Here is a 14,463-nt window from a genome sequence, read left to right as displayed (position 1 = left end):
GTGATACCAAATTGGAAAATAAATTAGATTTAACAGAACTATTAAAATACGTGGATCCGTCAATGCTAGGTTATCAGGAATGGATCAACGTTGGGATGGCTCTCAAGCATGAAGGATACACAGCACTAGATTGGGATCAATGGAGCCAACAAGATTCCGGACGATACCATTCAGGGGAATGTTTCAAGAAGTGGGATAGTTTTGAAGGAACCAATCACCCTGTCACTGGTGCAACGATTACACAGCTGGCAAAAGATTATGGCTGGACATCCCCATTTAGAAATGAGGACGGTGGCCATGAATTAGATTGGAACGGCACACTTCAAAAAGATGATTTGGTCATTATTGACCGGAACTGGATTGAGGGCAAAGAAATCAATGAGCCAGTGAAGTGGGAGCCAGCAAGACAGATCATCCGTTATCTGGAAACATTATTCGAACCATCAGAAACGGTTGCCTATAATGTAGAATCGTGGCAGGACGATGACGGAAAATGGAAGCCTTCGAACAAAGGCGCTTTTGACCGAACAGCAGGTCAATTAATTGAAGCATTAACCCATTGTGGGGATGATATAGGATCAGTCCTTGGGGATTATAATCCAGAAGCGGGTGCGTGGATTCGTTTCAATCCCATGGATGGTAAAGGCGTAAAGAATGATAATGTTACAGAATTTCGCTATGCATTAGTAGAATCTGACAACATGAGCTTAGAAAAACAAAATGCCATCATGCGAGAACTTGAGCTGCCTATTACGGCAATGCTATACAGTGGTGGAAAATCGATCCATGCCATCGTAAGAGTGGATGCTGACAATTATCCAGAATATCGGAAGCGGGTTGATTATCTTTATGATGTCTGCAAGAAAAATGGACTGACTAATGACAATCAAAACAGGAACCCTTCCAGACTAAGTCGGATGCCAGGTGCCACAAGAGGAGACAAAAAGCAGTTTATCATCGATACAAATATTGGGAAATCTTCTTGGGATGAATGGAAAGAGTGGATCGAAAGTGTCAACGACGATCTTCCGGATCCGGAAAGTTTGTCCGATTTGTTTGATCAACCGATTGAACTTGCGCCGGAATTAATTAGAGGGATGCTACGGCAAGGGCATAAAATGTTGATTGCTGGACCATCGAAAGCTGGGAAATCATTTTCACTTATCCAATTGGCCATCGCCATTGCAGAAGGTCGGCAGTGGTTCGGGTTTGACTGCGCACAGGGGAAGGTGCTGTATGTCAATCTGGAATTAGATGATCGATCAGCAAGAGTTCGATTCGTTGATATCTACGAAAAATTAGGACAAGGTCATAGTAATGTATCAAATATTGATATCTGGAATTTGCGTGGTAAGACAAGCCCAATGGATAAGCTGGCACCTAAATTAATCCGACGGGCTCAAAAATCCAATTACATGGCCGTAATCATTGACCCGATTTATAAGGTATTGACTGGGGACGAAAACAGCGCCCATGAAATGGCTAAGTTTACGAACCAATTTGATAAAATCGCGACTGAGTTGAACTGTGCCGTCATTTACTGTCATCATCACTCGAAAGGCTCGCAAGGTGGAAAGAATTCTATTGACCGTTCGAGCGGATCCGGAGTATTTGCACGAGATCCTGATGCGATACTGGACTTGATTGAATTGCCAGTCACTGAGGATCGCTACATGGCTATGGAAAACGAAGCTACCTGCAGTGTTTACCTAAGAGCGATCCAACAATACAATCCGACTTATGGGGAAATTAGCCAAGATGATCAATTTAGTGTGAAGCACATGGGTCAACATTTGATGAGTGCAATTCGATCACAAGAAATTTTGAAACAAGTAGAGATTGAAAGGCAGCAAGCAGTTCGCTTATCCAGACAGGCAACAGCATGGCGAATAGATGGGACGTTGCGAGAATTCCCGAAATTTGACCCGATCAACGCATGGTTCAAATATCCGCTGCATGTGCTTGATTCTTCATTGGCAGATATCAAGCTAGATGAAGATGGGAAAGATAGTTGGAAAAAAGGCACGAAGAAAGCCAATCAATCACGTAGCGAGAAATCAAAACAAGAACTAGATACAGCTTTTAGTGGTTTATCAATGGATGGTGGTCCTATTGACGCAGAGGAGATTGCCGAGTATTTAGATATAAGCAAGAGGTCAGTTTACAACAAGGTAAAAAAACATGAAGGTTTTGAAATAATTGACGGAATGCTACACAAAAAAGAAGTTGTTGAGTAATGAAAGGCTAGTAAGCTATTCACTAGCTATTCAAAACAATTCTTTCCGTGAAAGGCTAGTAAGCTATTCACTAGTCTTTCACGCTTCAAAACGTTGTCGCATCAGCGTCCGTTCTCCTTATGAATAGCTCCTTTCAGGATAGCTATTCATAAAAGGAGTAAACGTGACAAAAATTGGGTCTTCACAAATCCAGAAATTACAGAGTTCTCGAAAATAAAATAACAGAAAATGGTGGTTGTATGAAAAATGATTTAACAGCTGAAGAGTGGTTAGCTCTAGCATTCTTCTTAAGTGGTGAAAGTTTGATTATGTCCGGAAGAAGCGACGGGAAAGTGAAAAGGATCCAGGCTTTTCAAAGAGCTAAAGATAAAGTAATTGAAACTGCAAAGGATATTCAAGATGTAAATGGGCATTATGAAGTAGGCCAATATGTCAAAAATATTCCCGATGACGAAAGGTGGGCGGGTGAACTTGATTGAATTTTTCATGCCGATGATTCCACCAGAAACGACTCACCAACAAAAGAAGGTATCAGTGGTGAGTGGCAAACCACACTTCTATGAGCCGAAAGAGCTGCAGGCTGCACGTCAAAAATTGACTTCTCATCTGGCCAAACATGTTCCGGAAGAAAAATACATGGGTCCGGTTCGGTTAATGGTGAAGTGGTTGTTTCCTATAATAAATGGCCATCAAAATGGAGAGTATAAATACACGAAGCCCGACTTGGATAATAGCCAGAAATTATTGCAGGACTGTATGACTGATCTAGGCTTCTGGAAAGATGATTGTTATGTGGCCAGTTTGGTAGCTGAGAAGTTTTGGGCAGATCAACCAGGTATCTATATCAGAATTGAGGGGATTTGATTGGATTGGAGTGCAGTATTTACTGATATTCATGAGTGGATGAATGAATCTAATCAAGTGACCCAACAATATCCGGTGACTTCTGACCAGTACTGGGAATGGCTAGTAAAGTCTATGGGGGATCTTGGGAACAAATATAATAACCATCCACTTGTACTAGGATTTTTAAACGCGGTTATTACATTTCAAGATGAGAACGTTCAAAAAGTAAAAAATGCAAGAAGGTGATTCGCATATATGAATGGGTAACTTCACTGATAGCGATCGATCAAGAGCTTTTCGAAATAAGGCTATCGTTGGATTTAAATGAGAATGAATTATATCGTTGGAAAAACTACAGCAACGAAGATGGCGATTTGGCGAAACATCAAACTTTTTTGACAGCTTTACAAAAGCAGGTAAGACTTAAGGAAGTGATTGAATCATTGGCAACAAGAGAGGAACAACTGAAAAAGCAAAGACAAGATATTATTGATACGATTGAAAAGTTTCAAGGGCTAGATCAGCGGATACTCAAAATGAAATATGTGGATGGCATGAAGCTGGAATCAATAGCTGAAAAAACAGGATATACCTATCAATATATAAGAAGCAGACATGCGGACATTATGAAGATGATACGATTTAGTAAAAATGTATAATACGTTGTCAACACAGATTCAACAGACATATTGATTTTTACATGATATTCTTATATTGTCGAAAATTATGAAAGACAGCACAATTTTTTGAAAGAGGTGGAGCATCTCATTTCGAAATTCGCTAGTGCTGTCTTTTTGGTTATTGCTTTCAATCTAGGTCAGGAGTATCATTTCCTTAATTGGAGGTGAATTCTATGTCGGATGAAAAGAAAAATTACACTAAAGAGTCCTTGCTAATATCAATTAAAGAGTTGGAACAAGAGCTTTATGATCTCAATAACGGAAAATCACGTTCTAATTTAGAAGGAGATTGGGGTCCAAGAGCGGATTTTCTTAAAGAAACACTTGAGCGAAGGAAGAAACAACTAAACGAATTAGATTCAAAAAGTCAATAATTGTTACCCGTCTTAGTACGGGTTTTTATTTTGCATAAAATTCAGAAAGGAGTGTGGCATTTATGGCCAAACTTAGTCCCAAGCAGCAGCTGTTCGCCGATGAGTATTTGATTGACCTAAATGCCACGCAAGCTGCTATTCGAGCTGGCTATAGTCCAAAAACAGCAGATGTGAAAGGATCACAACTATTAAGAATAGTTAAGGTTCGCACGTACATTGAACAAAAAATGGCGGAACGATCACGCCGTACTGGCATTAATCAAGACCGAGTACTTCAAGAATTAGCAAAGATTGCATTTATTAAAGCGACTGATTTAATCGATCCAAAAGATGCATCAGTTTTAGAAAATGCATCCGACGATGACTTGGCTGTCATTCAGTCAATCAAGGTAAAAGAGTCATGGGGAGAAAAAGGCTCGAGTGTCGAAAGAGAAATTAAATTAGCAGACAAAACGAGATCATTAGAAATGCTTGGCCGTCATTTGGGAATGTTCAATGATAAGCTTGATGTCAACGCAGCACAGAAAGTGGTGATTGTCGATGATATCGACGACACAAACGACGGTTAGGCTTTCGGAAATCGTACTTGATCAATTCAAATCCTTCTGGATAGCATCCAAGAAAAAGAAGCACCTTCGATATGTCCTAAAAGGTGGACGTGGATCTGGTAAATCATTTCATATCCCTATGAGAATCATGTTGGATGTGATGGAATATCCAGTATCTGCAATTGGAATAAGAAAAGTACAAAATACAATTTTGAAATCATCCTATGCAAACTTTAAAGGTGCTGCAAACGTCTTAGGCGTTCGGCATCTTTTTCGTTTTGTTGACTCAAAACTTGAGATCACCTATAAGCCCAGGGGGAATAAGATTTACTTTGCTGGTGCTGATGATCCTGAAAAAATTAAATCAATCAAAGATGCTGATTATCCTCTAGCTATTGGCTGGTGGGAAGAATTAGCAGAATTCAAAACCGAAGAAGAAGTAACTACAATCGAGAACTCTATTCTTCGTGAGGAGTTGGAAGGGAAATTTACTTCCGACAGCCAACGAAAAAAGGTATATCCATTTGATTATAGCTTTTACTATTCATACAATCCGCCCAAACGGCGCCAGTCTTGGGTTAATAAAAAATATGAATCTAGTTTTATCGATTCAAATACTTTTGTTCATCACTCAACGTATCTTGGTAATCCATATTTATCAAAGAAATTTGTTGAAGAAGCGGAAAACGTCAGAAAGAATAAGCCGTTGAAATATCGATGGGAGTATATGGGCGAAGCAATCGGTTCAGGTGTGGTTCCTTTTGACAACTTACAAATCGAACCAGGATCTATCACTGATGAGATGGTGGCGAATTCCGATAACATTCGCAACGGTCTTGACTTTGGTTACGCTACTGATCCGCTGGCATTTGTACGTTGGCACTACGACAAGAAAAAAAATGGTATCTATGCTATTGATGAAATCTACGGCGTAAAAATTAGTAACCGCGAATTTGCTGGTAAAGCACGTGCAAAAGGATATGGTTCAGATGAAGTCTTTGCTGATTCAGCAGAACCGAAAAGCATTGATGAATTAGTGCATGAGCAAGGGATGTTACGAGTAAAAGGTGTTAAAAAAGGACCAGATAGTGTGGAGTATGGTGAACAATGGTTGGATGATTTGGATTTCATTTGCATTGACCCTAAAAGAACACCTAATACAGCGAGAGAATTTGAAAATATTGATTATCAGGTTGATAAAGATGGTAATCCTAAGACGCGTCTTGAAGATAAAGACAACCACACGATCGATGCGACTAGATACGCTTTTAGTAACGATATGCGAAATATAAAAGTAGTGATAGAGAATAAAGTTAAATTTGGTTTTTAAAGGAGTGAGAAAATGGCAATTGCTGTGAACAGAGAAGTGGCGGGTGACTTAAACAATCCAAGCGCCGAATTGCTCAACTATTGTATCCAGAGACATTTAACACAAACCCAACGGCTTGAAAGGCTATCCGATTATTACGATGGCGAGCAAGATATTCTTAAACGGGAGAAAGAAAATGATTCTGCACCAAATAATAAAGTACTCGTTAATCATGCCAAATATGTAGTAGATATGAATGTTGGGTTCATGGTTGGGAACCCTATCGCCTACACCAGTGACTCGGATAAGAATATCAAACCTATTTTAGATTTATACGATGAAATAGACATCGTGTCGCATGATACAGAGTTAGAAAAAGATTTGTCTACATTTGGCATTGGCTATGAACTTGTTTACCTTAAGATAAATAAAGATGGAACGACGCAGCCTACGATTAAGTGCATTGATCCACGTGGCATTTTCTTGGTAACTGACGATACCGTAGACAAAAACCCTCTGTTCGCGGTCCATCATCAGCCCGTGTTTAACTTGCAAGGTGGTATTTCTCATTATCTTGTTAAATATTATAATGACAACCGAGTAATAACTTACAAATGCAATAGTCAAGGATGGGGAGAATATGACTTAATCAAGGCTTTGCCACATTACTTCGGAGCAGTACCTGTAATCGAATATCGAAACAATGAAGAAAAACAAGGCGATTTTGAACAGGCAATGACCTTAATTGACGCATACAACTTATTACAATCAGATCGATTAAATGATAAAGAAGCATTTGTTGATGCAATTATGTTTTTACAAGGCTTTATGTTAGCAGACGGTGATGGTGAAAAACTGATGAAAGAAAAATTATTACAAACTTCGGCTCCTCCGTCAGATACTGCTGCTGGATATCTAACTAAAGAGTTAGATGAAACTGGCGTTGATGTTTTAAGAGACTCAATTCTAGATGATATTCATAAAGTTACGTATGTACCGAATCTGAATGACGAAAACTTTGCAGGGAATGTTTCAGGGGAGAGCATGAAATACAAGCTTTTCGGATTGCTACAGCTGATGTCAGTTAAATCACGATACATGATCAAAGGGTTGCGCAACCGGATGTTGGTGTTCGAAAATTTCTTGAAAATTAAAGACAAATCTGTCGATACCACCGGTACTAAGATTAAATTGAAGCCAAATTTGCCTATCAATACTACGGATATTATTAATCAAATTGTCCAAGCTTATAATGCAGGAATATTACCACTGAAAGTATTGTTAACCTGGTTACCTGATATTGATGATGTCGACGAAGTTCTAAAACAATTATCAGAAGAAAAAGAAGAAAGCATGAAGTTGCAAGCTAAAGTGTTGGGCGTACAAGCAGAAGATAGTCACTCGGATTTGGATGACGATCCACAGGAGGATGAAGAAGATGAACGAAAAGCAGTTAAAAGAACTAATGAAGTTTAACGAGAACAATCAAATGATTGAAGCCACTTTCTTTGAAATGCAAAAAAGTCTTGATTATATTGCCAAGCAAGGTAAATATTTGTTCGATAAATGTTTAGAAGAGGGTTTTAACGAAGAGCAAGCTTTAAAATTTTCTATCAGTATTTTAACTGGTGGGGTGAAATAAGGAGCTGATTAAATGGCTCAAAAGAAACGTAAGCTATCCTATTGGGAACGCCGCAATGTCGATGCTGAACAAAAAATAAACGATGGCGCAATCAAAGTTGAGGAAGCTGTGGCGAAAGCCTATAGGCAAGCACAGACGTACTTAACTCAAAAGGTTAGGAAGCTATTTGCTCGCTCTCAGCAGCGATCTGGGCTGTCTGAGGATGAAGCTAAACGGATACTGAACCAAACAACATCAGTTGAAGAGTTAGCAGAATTGAGAAAGCTATCTAAACAGATTAAAGATCCTGAATTACAAGTTGCAGCAAAGAACAGGTTGCAAGCATTAGCATTTAAAGAGCGTATCACTCGTGCAGAAGACTTGAAAGCCAAGTCTTTTTTAGTTTCTAAGCAAGTTGCAGATGTTCAGTTAGAAAAGCAGACAGAATTCTATGTAGATGCTATTCATGAGTCATATCGTGAGGCTACTGCTGAATCAGTCATCCGCAAGGCGCAAGAGAACGCTAAGAATGGCGTAGTCATCGAAGTATGGAATAAGAAGGATTATCAGTTTAAGGAACTATCGACCAGGTATACAAAGAACATTCTCGATAGCCACTGGCATGGATCGAATTATTCTAAGCGACTGTGGGGCGATACTGAAGCTTTAGCAGCAAGGTTGGAAGAATTGTTCACCGTTGAATCCATGACTGGCATGTCTGAGTTTGAAATGGCTAAGGCAATAGCTAGTGAATTTGACCGCTCTATTGGCGTAGCTAGACGTTTGATTCGTACAGAAGCTAATTACATGGCTAACCAAGCGAAACTCAAAGCTTGGCAAGATAACGGCGTAAAAGAGTACATGCTAGTAGCTGTGCTGGACTTGCGAACGTCTGAAATCTGCAAAGGTAAAGATCACAAAATTTATCCAGTTTCTGAAGCTAAGGTAAACGGTGCTAGCGGAACGTATCCGCCACTTCATCCTTGGTGTAGAACAATAGCGGTTATGTACAGCAAACTTACGCTGAAGTTACCTAGGAACTCTTTAGATCCTATTAGTGGTAAAGTCATTCCCATCAGAGGTGAAACAACCTATAACGATTGGATGGACAAGCTGAAAGAAAAATACTCAGATGAAGAAATAGCCTTACAGAAGAAGAAAATATTGGGAGTGTGAATTGCTTGGATTTCAGAGAATTGAAACGAAAGAAAGAACGTGGTGTCAGCAATGAAGAGTTCATGGATCAATCAAAGGAATTCTTTAAAGATGCGGAAAGTATTGTTGTGGTTGGCCTAGATCAGAATGGAATTATATCGACCTTTTACACACAAAGTACGTCGCTTAATGCTATAGGAATGACGGAAGTAGCAAAAAATCAACTAATTCAAGAAATGGAGGTGTAAGTTAAATGGAATTAATCGTATTCACAAATAATGGACAGACCTATCATTTCAAAGGTGTGGAAAATTTTAGACCAACCACAACAGGTTTCAGTTTCGATTATATCGGGGGTGCTACAGGCGTTAAACGCTCGGCTAGGTTTAATAATACTTCTACTGTAGGTTATGCATTGAGAGAAACGGAAGTCTAGTAAAAAGTTATTTTGAAAAAAGAGAGGATTTTGTAAAATGGGAGATCAAGAATTTGTAACGGCAGCAAAGAAAGCAATCGTCAAGGCGTTTAATGAACGAAAGGGATCGCTACATCCGCCACTGAAAGAGGAAGAGTTGTATGTGGTTTGGCTAGCAAAAGCGTTACAAAACAACAAGGCGCTCTTATCAACTAGTCGCTCCGGTGATGGACTTTATTTTGAAGTAACCAACAACGGGGATAAGAATGAAATGTATTTGGATGTATACAAAAAGCAAGAAAATATTCGTGTTCCTTATTAGTCAGAAGTCTAGCAGCCGCTGGGCTTTTTATTTTGTCCAAGCATTGATGACGTTATAAAAGCTATGGAAGTGCAAGCATTTATCCACGTAAAAAGGTATGGAAGGAGAAACAAATCATGAAAACAAGCAAGAAATTTTTTATGCCATTGAATATACAATTTTTCGCAGAAGACGGTGCTGGAGACGACCCGGGAGAACAAACAACACCGGAATTCAACGTCGATGAATTGAATGAAGAACAATTGGCGGCCATTAAGGAAAAATTTGGCTTCAAAGATGACAAGGATGTCGATTCTATTGTCAAAAGTAAAAAGTCACGTTGGCAAAAAGAAGCCGAAGAAGAAAAAAATGAAGCTGCACGTTTGGCAAAGCTATCTGAAGAAGATCGCCAAAAAGCACTTTTGGATAAAGACCGAACAGAGTTTGAAAAAGAAAAAGCAGAATTTCAAAAGCAACAATTGTTTGTAGAAAAAGGTAAACAACTTCAAAGTATTGGTATTCCGAGTGATTTAGCTGACCGTATCCAAGGTGAGACTGCTGAGGAAGTAATGGCGGATGTTAAAGTTTTTAAAGCAGCTTGGGATGCAGCCTTGCAAAAAGCAGTTGATCAAGCACTAAAAAGCTCTATTGATAGTCCGTTAGATTCTTCTGGTAGCAAAACAGAGGTTAATCCATTTGCAAAAGAAACGCTAAATCTCACTGAACAAGGAAGATTGCTGCGAGAAGATCCAGAAAAAGCAAAAGCCTTACGGGCATTAGCAAATAAATAGAAAGTGGGAGAAAAAATGAAAAAAAGTTTATTGAAAATGAACTTGCAGTATTTTGCTGCTAAAACAAAAATCGAAGATGTCATTGTACCAGAAGTCTTCAACCGGTACGTCATCGAACGTACTGCTGAATTATCAGCGTTGTATCAATCGGGAATCGTCGTGAAGGATCCAGAATTAGATGCATTAGCAACTGCTGGTGGTAAGTTGATCAATATGCCATTTTGGCAAGATTTGACTGGTGACGATGAAGTGTTGTCTGATACCGAATCTTTAGAAACAGATAAGATCGTTGCTGGGCAAGATATTGCCGCTCTCTTGATGCGTGGTAAAGCTTGGAAAGTAAATGATTTATCCAAAGCGCTGTCTGGTGACGACCCTATGCGTGCTATTGGTGATTTGGTTGCAGCTTATTGGGCACGCCGTCAACAAACCACATTATTGAGTGTTTTAAAAGGTGTGTTTGGTGCTGCAACTACAAAAATGGGCGATAATAGCTTAGATATTTCTACTGAAACAGGTAATGCTGCTGCGTTTACTGGTGAAACATTCCTAGATGCTTCCTACAAATTGGGTGACGCAGAAGAAAAACTGACTGCAATTGCTGTTCACTCGTCTGTATATGCTAACTTGCGCAAACAAAACTTGATTGAATTCTTGTTAGATTCAAACAACACAAAAATCCCAATTTACATGGGTAAACGTGTGATCGTTGATGACGGTATGCCTAATTCTGGCGGAGTGTTCACTTCGTACATCTTTGGCCAAGGTGCTATTGGTTTGGGTAACGGCGCTGCTCCAGTCCCTACTGAAACAGATCGTGATGCATTAGCTGGTGATGATATATTGGTTAACCGTCAACATTTCTTGTTACATCCTCGTGGAGTTAAGTTCACAAGTAAATCTGTTGCTGGTTCATCTCCAACAAATGCTGAGTTGGCTACGGGTGGGAACTGGGAACGTGTATACGAAGCTAAAAACGTTCGTATCGTTCAATTCAAACACAAATTGTGGACACCAACTATTACTGCGCCTGGTGGATCTGGCGAGTAGAAGAGGAGTGAGAAGTCAATGGATGAGGAAAAGCTAAAAAAGGCATCCGAAAGGTTAGCCAAAGATTTAAATCTTCAAGTCGAAGATATTGTGGGATTAGTCGAAGATGCAGCACTTCTCGTCCTTGACTACACAAATCGTGAAGAAATGATTGATGCACTTTGGGTATACGCACGCCAATTAGCCACGATTGCCTATAACCAAGAAAGTAACGAAGGAGAAGTTAGTCGCTCTGAGGGTGGCGTTTCAAGGTCGTTTAACACCGATATTCCCGAATCTATCCAACGAGGTTTGAATCGATATCGATTAGGAAAGGTTGTGAGTTTCTATGCGACTAAGAAGACGTGAGCTAATTACAGTTTATTTAAAAAAACGAAAAGTCACTCATGATGAAGAAGCAGAAGAAATAATCACATACCCGTTTGATCCGATTGAGTTGCGTATGAATGTACAAGCGGCAAGCGGTTCGGTAAACGCCCAAATCTATGGCAGCAAGCTTGAAACAATGAAAGCTTGCAAATACCAAGGTGATAAGATCAACGAGGGACAGAACGAACTAGACGGCGTTTGCGTATATGTTGGCAAAGATGAAGAGCCAGATTTCACAATCAAATCTATCCAGACATTTTCGACACATAAGAACATTATGCTAGAAAGGAATGATAATCGTGGGAGTTGAAATCAAAGGCCTTGAAAGTTTACGGAGAAAAGTCAAAGCAATACCGCAAATCTTGGATGATGCGATGTGGGATGCGACTTTTGAAATCACTGAGTTGATCAAACAAGCTGCCGAATTGCGATTGTCGTCTAGCATGAAATATTCTAGTGGTGAATTATTGGGAAGTTTAAAGAATGAAGTTGTGATCAATGCACAAAACCAAATTGTTGGGCGTGTCTGGTCCGACAAGCAAGAAGCGCTATTTCGTGAAGTTGGTACTGGTCCTGTCGGTGAAGCTAGTCAAAAAGACTTACCAGAAGGATTTACACCAGTTTACTCGCAAACAGCATGGTTTATCCCAGCAAAAGATGTTGCAGTTGATTTGGAAGCTATATACGGTATTCCTCGTGTGACTGTTCAAGGTACAGACTTCTATATTACCAAAGGGCAGCCAGCACGACCATTCTTGTATCCTTCTTTAGTAGATTTGATTGGTGAAGCACCAGAAATCTACAAAGAGTATGTACAACGCAAGTTAAGGGAGTTGAAGTGATGGAACGAGTGAATATGAAGGCAGTCACTGTTGAAATATTACAAGCCGTTACTGCTATCAAGAAGATTGCTACGGACTATCCTTCAACTTGGAATACATTCCCATTGGCTATCTACCGGACAGCTAACAAGCCACATCAGATTGATTCATTAGGTAAAGAGTTACAAACAGAATGGACAATCACAGTTGAATTATACGGAGACAAAAGCCAGACCAGTATTGCTGAAAGTGTTTTAAGCACATTCAGTGGTATTGGTTTTTCTGGCACCACTAAAGATGCTAACACAGCTGATCTAAAGCGAATCATCGTTGAAGTAACAGCTGTAGTTGATAATGTTACGAAATATGTTTACAAAAAATAGGAGGAATTACACATGGATTTTGCAGGACTATTATCAAAGGGTACCGTCTTAACCTACAAAGATGGTGCAACAACTAAAACTGTAGCAGCAGTTAAATCTATCCCAGCTTTGGGTAGTGACCCAGAAAAAGTGGATGTAACACACTTAGGATCAGAAAAGAAAGCTTATATCAAAGGTATCGAAGATACTGACAACTTAGAATTTGCGATCGTATATCAAGGAGATAACTTCCGTGATATTCACGCCTTGGTTGAAGCGAATAAATCGGTCGATTGGACAATCACATATCCAGATGGCTTAAAATCAGAATTTACTGGTGAACCATATTATAAATTTGATGGTGCAGAAGTCAATCAAGCCATTGGGTTTAACTTAGGTGTGGTTGTTAGTGAAGGGCCGACTATGACACCTGCGCCGGCAAAGTAATCAACCCCGAGTCGGTTACTTTGTCACCGAAGACATCTACCGCAGTTGCGGGGACTGCATCAAATCGTCAATTGACAGCAACTGTAACACCTAGTGATGCTACTGATAAAACTGTTAAATATACAATTGCACCAACTACTGCAGGTTTGGCCGTATCGAACACCGGGAATATTACCTGGACTGCAGAGGTGCCGCCAGGAACCTATACAACCACAGGGACAACAAGCACCGGAAATAAAACAGACACACACGTTTTAGCAGTAACAGAACCAGAAGAAGGTTAGTCGAAAGACTAGCCTTTTTATCTTAGGAGGAAAACAACTATGTCAAAAAACAATATTGCACAATTTCCACACACAACACCATTCGAACTAGGTGATCTAACTTTACAACTGCGATTGGATGGTAAAGCCGTTTTAGCAATTGAAAAACGATTAGATGAAGGCATCATGGGCTTATTCGTTAAGAAACAAGGAGAAATCAAATTGCCTCCATCAAATAGTTTGCTGATCGTGTTGCAAGGGGCAAATAAAACAAGCGGTGTAACGGATAAAGTTATCACTGAAGCATTCGAACAATACCTAGATTCTGGGAAAACGACTATGGATCTATTTGGTGAAGTGAATGAATTTTTGGATGAAGCTGGTTTTTTCGGAAAGAAAGAGACGGAGAACGAAGTGACAGATGGGGAATCTTTGGATCAGACGAACAGCGAAGACAGTCTTCTGTAAAAAACTTCTCTAATTTATCTGAAATGCTTGAGCACATGTATCCTCAAGCGGTTGAAGCAGGAATCCCCTCTACTGAGTATTGGGGAATGACTCTTGAGGAAATCATGATACAAGTCCAAGCGAACAAGCGGATAAAAGAAAATGAAATGAGAGAGAGGGCATATTTTGATTATGCGCAGCAAAAATTATCAATCTATGCTTTTAACGACCCTAAACACATGCCTGGGTTCGAAGATGCTTATCCTTTTATCAAAAAGATTGAGCAAGCCGTTGAGGAAGCCAAAACAGAAGAGGAATCAAAGCAAAACGCGATGAAGCGTGATCAAGAAATATTCTTAGCTCAAGCACAAGCGATCAATGCAACACGAAAGAGAAGAAAACTCATAGAAGAAAGGTAGGTGAAAAA

Annotated in this window: 24 protein-coding genes; all 24 read left to right on the top strand. The window is 39.6% G+C overall.

The features are described from left to right. Positions 1 to 11 precede the first annotated feature (11 nt). Entirely contained in the window at positions 12 to 2,237 is a 2,226-nt protein-coding gene (locus tag IAE45_RS04180) for an AAA family ATPase (RefSeq protein ID WP_200125102.1), read from the top strand. A 239-nt stretch (positions 2,238 to 2,476) separates the two neighbouring features. Next, a complete protein-coding gene (locus IAE45_RS04175) occupies positions 2,477 to 2,716 on the top strand; it encodes a hypothetical protein (protein WP_200125100.1) in 240 nt (79 codons plus the stop codon). Then, the gene (locus tag IAE45_RS04170) at positions 2,709 to 3,101 is read left to right on the top strand and encodes a RusA family crossover junction endodeoxyribonuclease (protein WP_200125304.1); all 393 of its coding nucleotides are present in this window, start codon (positions 2,709 to 2,711) and stop codon (positions 3,099 to 3,101) included. Before IAE45_RS04175 ends, IAE45_RS04170 begins: the two co-directional genes overlap by 8 nt. Then, positions 3,102 to 3,329, top strand: a complete 228-nt coding sequence (locus IAE45_RS04165) for a hypothetical protein (RefSeq protein WP_200125098.1) — start codon at positions 3,102 to 3,104, stop codon at positions 3,327 to 3,329. Then, positions 3,326 to 3,742 carry a sigma-70 family RNA polymerase sigma factor gene (locus IAE45_RS04160; protein WP_200125096.1) on the top strand — a complete coding sequence of 139 codons (417 nt, stop codon included), beginning with the start codon at positions 3,326 to 3,328 and terminating at the stop codon, positions 3,740 to 3,742. The genes IAE45_RS04165 and IAE45_RS04160 overlap by 4 nt, the downstream gene beginning before the upstream one ends. Before the next feature lie 194 nt (positions 3,743 to 3,936). Beyond that, complete coding sequence (locus tag IAE45_RS04155; RefSeq protein ID WP_200125095.1) at positions 3,937 to 4,137, top strand: hypothetical protein; 201 nt, start codon at positions 3,937 to 3,939, stop codon at positions 4,135 to 4,137. 62 nt (positions 4,138 to 4,199) lie between these two features. Then, positions 4,200 to 4,706, top strand: a complete 507-nt coding sequence (locus tag IAE45_RS04150; RefSeq protein ID WP_200125093.1) for a terminase small subunit — start codon at positions 4,200 to 4,202, stop codon at positions 4,704 to 4,706. Beyond that, positions 4,678 to 6,015 (top strand): PBSX family phage terminase large subunit, encoded by a 1,338-nt coding sequence (locus IAE45_RS04145; RefSeq protein WP_200125091.1) that lies wholly within the window; start codon positions 4,678 to 4,680, stop codon positions 6,013 to 6,015. The genes IAE45_RS04150 and IAE45_RS04145 overlap by 29 nt, the downstream gene beginning before the upstream one ends. A gap of 12 nt (positions 6,016 to 6,027) precedes the next feature. Continuing rightward, the gene (locus IAE45_RS04140) at positions 6,028 to 7,470 is read left to right on the top strand and encodes a phage portal protein (RefSeq protein ID WP_200125089.1); all 1,443 of its coding nucleotides are present in this window, start codon (positions 6,028 to 6,030) and stop codon (positions 7,468 to 7,470) included. Beyond that, entirely contained in the window at positions 7,433 to 7,636 is a 204-nt protein-coding gene (locus IAE45_RS04135) for a hypothetical protein (protein WP_200125088.1), read from the top strand. Before IAE45_RS04140 ends, IAE45_RS04135 begins: the two co-directional genes overlap by 38 nt. A 12-nt stretch (positions 7,637 to 7,648) precedes the next feature. Beyond that, positions 7,649 to 8,791, top strand: coding sequence for a minor capsid protein (locus IAE45_RS04130; RefSeq protein WP_200125087.1), 1,143 nt, complete (start codon positions 7,649 to 7,651; stop codon positions 8,789 to 8,791). Between the two features lie 5 nt (positions 8,792 to 8,796). Further along, positions 8,797 to 9,018 (top strand): hypothetical protein, encoded by a 222-nt coding sequence (locus IAE45_RS04125; RefSeq protein ID WP_233618943.1) that lies wholly within the window; start codon positions 8,797 to 8,799, stop codon positions 9,016 to 9,018. Between the two features lie 5 nt (positions 9,019 to 9,023). Further along, positions 9,024 to 9,206, top strand: a complete 183-nt coding sequence (locus IAE45_RS04120) for a hypothetical protein (RefSeq protein WP_200125085.1) — start codon at positions 9,024 to 9,026, stop codon at positions 9,204 to 9,206. 37 nt (positions 9,207 to 9,243) lie between these two features. Next, positions 9,244 to 9,507 carry a DUF6275 family protein gene (locus IAE45_RS04115; protein ID WP_200125084.1) on the top strand — a complete coding sequence of 88 codons (264 nt, stop codon included), beginning with the start codon at positions 9,244 to 9,246 and terminating at the stop codon, positions 9,505 to 9,507. 116 nt (positions 9,508 to 9,623) lie between these two features. Beyond that, positions 9,624 to 10,277: a DUF4355 domain-containing protein gene (locus IAE45_RS04110; RefSeq protein WP_200125083.1), complete on the top strand. Its 654-nt coding sequence runs from the start codon at positions 9,624 to 9,626 to the stop codon at positions 10,275 to 10,277. A 15-nt stretch (positions 10,278 to 10,292) separates the two neighbouring features. Next, the gene (locus IAE45_RS04105) at positions 10,293 to 11,327 is read left to right on the top strand and encodes a major capsid protein (protein ID WP_200125082.1); all 1,035 of its coding nucleotides are present in this window, start codon (positions 10,293 to 10,295) and stop codon (positions 11,325 to 11,327) included. 18 nt (positions 11,328 to 11,345) lie between these two features. After that, the gene (locus IAE45_RS04100) at positions 11,346 to 11,675 is read left to right on the top strand and encodes a phage head-tail connector protein (protein WP_200125081.1); all 330 of its coding nucleotides are present in this window, start codon (positions 11,346 to 11,348) and stop codon (positions 11,673 to 11,675) included. Further along, complete coding sequence (locus IAE45_RS04095) at positions 11,656 to 12,006, top strand: hypothetical protein (RefSeq protein ID WP_200125080.1); 351 nt, start codon at positions 11,656 to 11,658, stop codon at positions 12,004 to 12,006. The genes IAE45_RS04100 and IAE45_RS04095 overlap by 20 nt, the downstream gene beginning before the upstream one ends. Further along, positions 11,996 to 12,538, top strand: coding sequence for an HK97 gp10 family phage protein (locus tag IAE45_RS04090; protein ID WP_200125303.1), 543 nt, complete (start codon positions 11,996 to 11,998; stop codon positions 12,536 to 12,538). Before IAE45_RS04095 ends, IAE45_RS04090 begins: the two co-directional genes overlap by 11 nt. Next, the gene (locus tag IAE45_RS04085) at positions 12,538 to 12,900 is read left to right on the top strand and encodes a hypothetical protein (protein WP_200125079.1); all 363 of its coding nucleotides are present in this window, start codon (positions 12,538 to 12,540) and stop codon (positions 12,898 to 12,900) included. The genes IAE45_RS04090 and IAE45_RS04085 overlap by 1 nt, the downstream gene beginning before the upstream one ends. Before the next feature lie 12 nt (positions 12,901 to 12,912). Continuing rightward, complete coding sequence (locus IAE45_RS04080) at positions 12,913 to 13,326, top strand: major tail protein (protein ID WP_008377743.1); 414 nt, start codon at positions 12,913 to 12,915, stop codon at positions 13,324 to 13,326. Positions 13,327 to 13,346: 20 nt separating this feature from the next. Beyond that, positions 13,347 to 13,610 (top strand): phage tail protein, encoded by a 264-nt coding sequence (locus IAE45_RS04075; RefSeq protein WP_200125078.1) that lies wholly within the window; start codon positions 13,347 to 13,349, stop codon positions 13,608 to 13,610. A 39-nt stretch (positions 13,611 to 13,649) separates the two neighbouring features. Beyond that, positions 13,650 to 14,057: a DUF6096 family protein gene (locus tag IAE45_RS04070; RefSeq protein ID WP_200125077.1), complete on the top strand. Its 408-nt coding sequence runs from the start codon at positions 13,650 to 13,652 to the stop codon at positions 14,055 to 14,057. A gap of 104 nt (positions 14,058 to 14,161) precedes the next feature. Further along, on the top strand, positions 14,162 to 14,455 hold the full coding sequence (locus IAE45_RS04065; protein WP_233618941.1) for a hypothetical protein: 294 nt from the start codon (positions 14,162 to 14,164) through the stop codon (positions 14,453 to 14,455). Positions 14,456 to 14,463 lie beyond the last annotated feature (8 nt).

The organism is Enterococcus sp. S53, from assembly GCF_016516865.1.
GTDB classification, from domain to species: domain Bacteria; phylum Bacillota; class Bacilli; order Lactobacillales; family Enterococcaceae; genus Enterococcus_D; species Enterococcus_D innesii.
The sequence above is the reverse complement of the archived record's forward strand: the minus strand, read 5'-3'. Positions and strand labels throughout refer to the sequence as shown.

What these genes read in the sequence shown, in the direction of transcription:
- IAE45_RS04175 (WP_200125100.1), top strand. Translation starts at nt 2,477, where the DNA reads ATGAAAAATGATTTAACAGCTGAAGAGTGGTTAGCTCTAGCATTCTTC.
- IAE45_RS04155 (WP_200125095.1), top strand. Translation starts at nt 3,937, where the DNA reads ATGTCGGATGAAAAGAAAAATTACACTAAAGAGTCCTTGCTAATATCA.
- IAE45_RS04150 (WP_200125093.1), top strand. Translation starts at nt 4,200, where the DNA reads ATGGCCAAACTTAGTCCCAAGCAGCAGCTGTTCGCCGATGAGTATTTG.
- IAE45_RS04145 (WP_200125091.1), top strand. Translation starts at nt 4,678, where the DNA reads ATGATATCGACGACACAAACGACGGTTAGGCTTTCGGAAATCGTACTT.
- IAE45_RS04140 (WP_200125089.1), top strand. Translation starts at nt 6,028, where the DNA reads ATGGCAATTGCTGTGAACAGAGAAGTGGCGGGTGACTTAAACAATCCA.
- IAE45_RS04135 (WP_200125088.1), top strand. Translation starts at nt 7,433, where the DNA reads ATGAACGAAAAGCAGTTAAAAGAACTAATGAAGTTTAACGAGAACAAT.
- IAE45_RS04130 (WP_200125087.1), top strand. Translation starts at nt 7,649, where the DNA reads ATGGCTCAAAAGAAACGTAAGCTATCCTATTGGGAACGCCGCAATGTC.
- IAE45_RS04120 (WP_200125085.1), top strand. Translation starts at nt 9,024, where the DNA reads ATGGAATTAATCGTATTCACAAATAATGGACAGACCTATCATTTCAAA.
- IAE45_RS04115 (WP_200125084.1), top strand. Translation starts at nt 9,244, where the DNA reads ATGGGAGATCAAGAATTTGTAACGGCAGCAAAGAAAGCAATCGTCAAG.
- IAE45_RS04110 (WP_200125083.1), top strand. Translation starts at nt 9,624, where the DNA reads ATGAAAACAAGCAAGAAATTTTTTATGCCATTGAATATACAATTTTTC.
- IAE45_RS04105 (WP_200125082.1), top strand. Translation starts at nt 10,293, where the DNA reads ATGAAAAAAAGTTTATTGAAAATGAACTTGCAGTATTTTGCTGCTAAA.
- IAE45_RS04100 (WP_200125081.1), top strand. Translation starts at nt 11,346, where the DNA reads ATGGATGAGGAAAAGCTAAAAAAGGCATCCGAAAGGTTAGCCAAAGAT.
- IAE45_RS04095 (WP_200125080.1), top strand. Translation starts at nt 11,656, where the DNA reads ATGCGACTAAGAAGACGTGAGCTAATTACAGTTTATTTAAAAAAACGA.
- IAE45_RS04085 (WP_200125079.1), top strand. Translation starts at nt 12,538, where the DNA reads ATGGAACGAGTGAATATGAAGGCAGTCACTGTTGAAATATTACAAGCC.
- IAE45_RS04080 (WP_008377743.1), top strand. Translation starts at nt 12,913, where the DNA reads ATGGATTTTGCAGGACTATTATCAAAGGGTACCGTCTTAACCTACAAA.
- IAE45_RS04070 (WP_200125077.1), top strand. Translation starts at nt 13,650, where the DNA reads ATGTCAAAAAACAATATTGCACAATTTCCACACACAACACCATTCGAA.
- IAE45_RS04065 (WP_233618941.1), top strand. Translation starts at nt 14,162, where the DNA reads ATGATACAAGTCCAAGCGAACAAGCGGATAAAAGAAAATGAAATGAGA.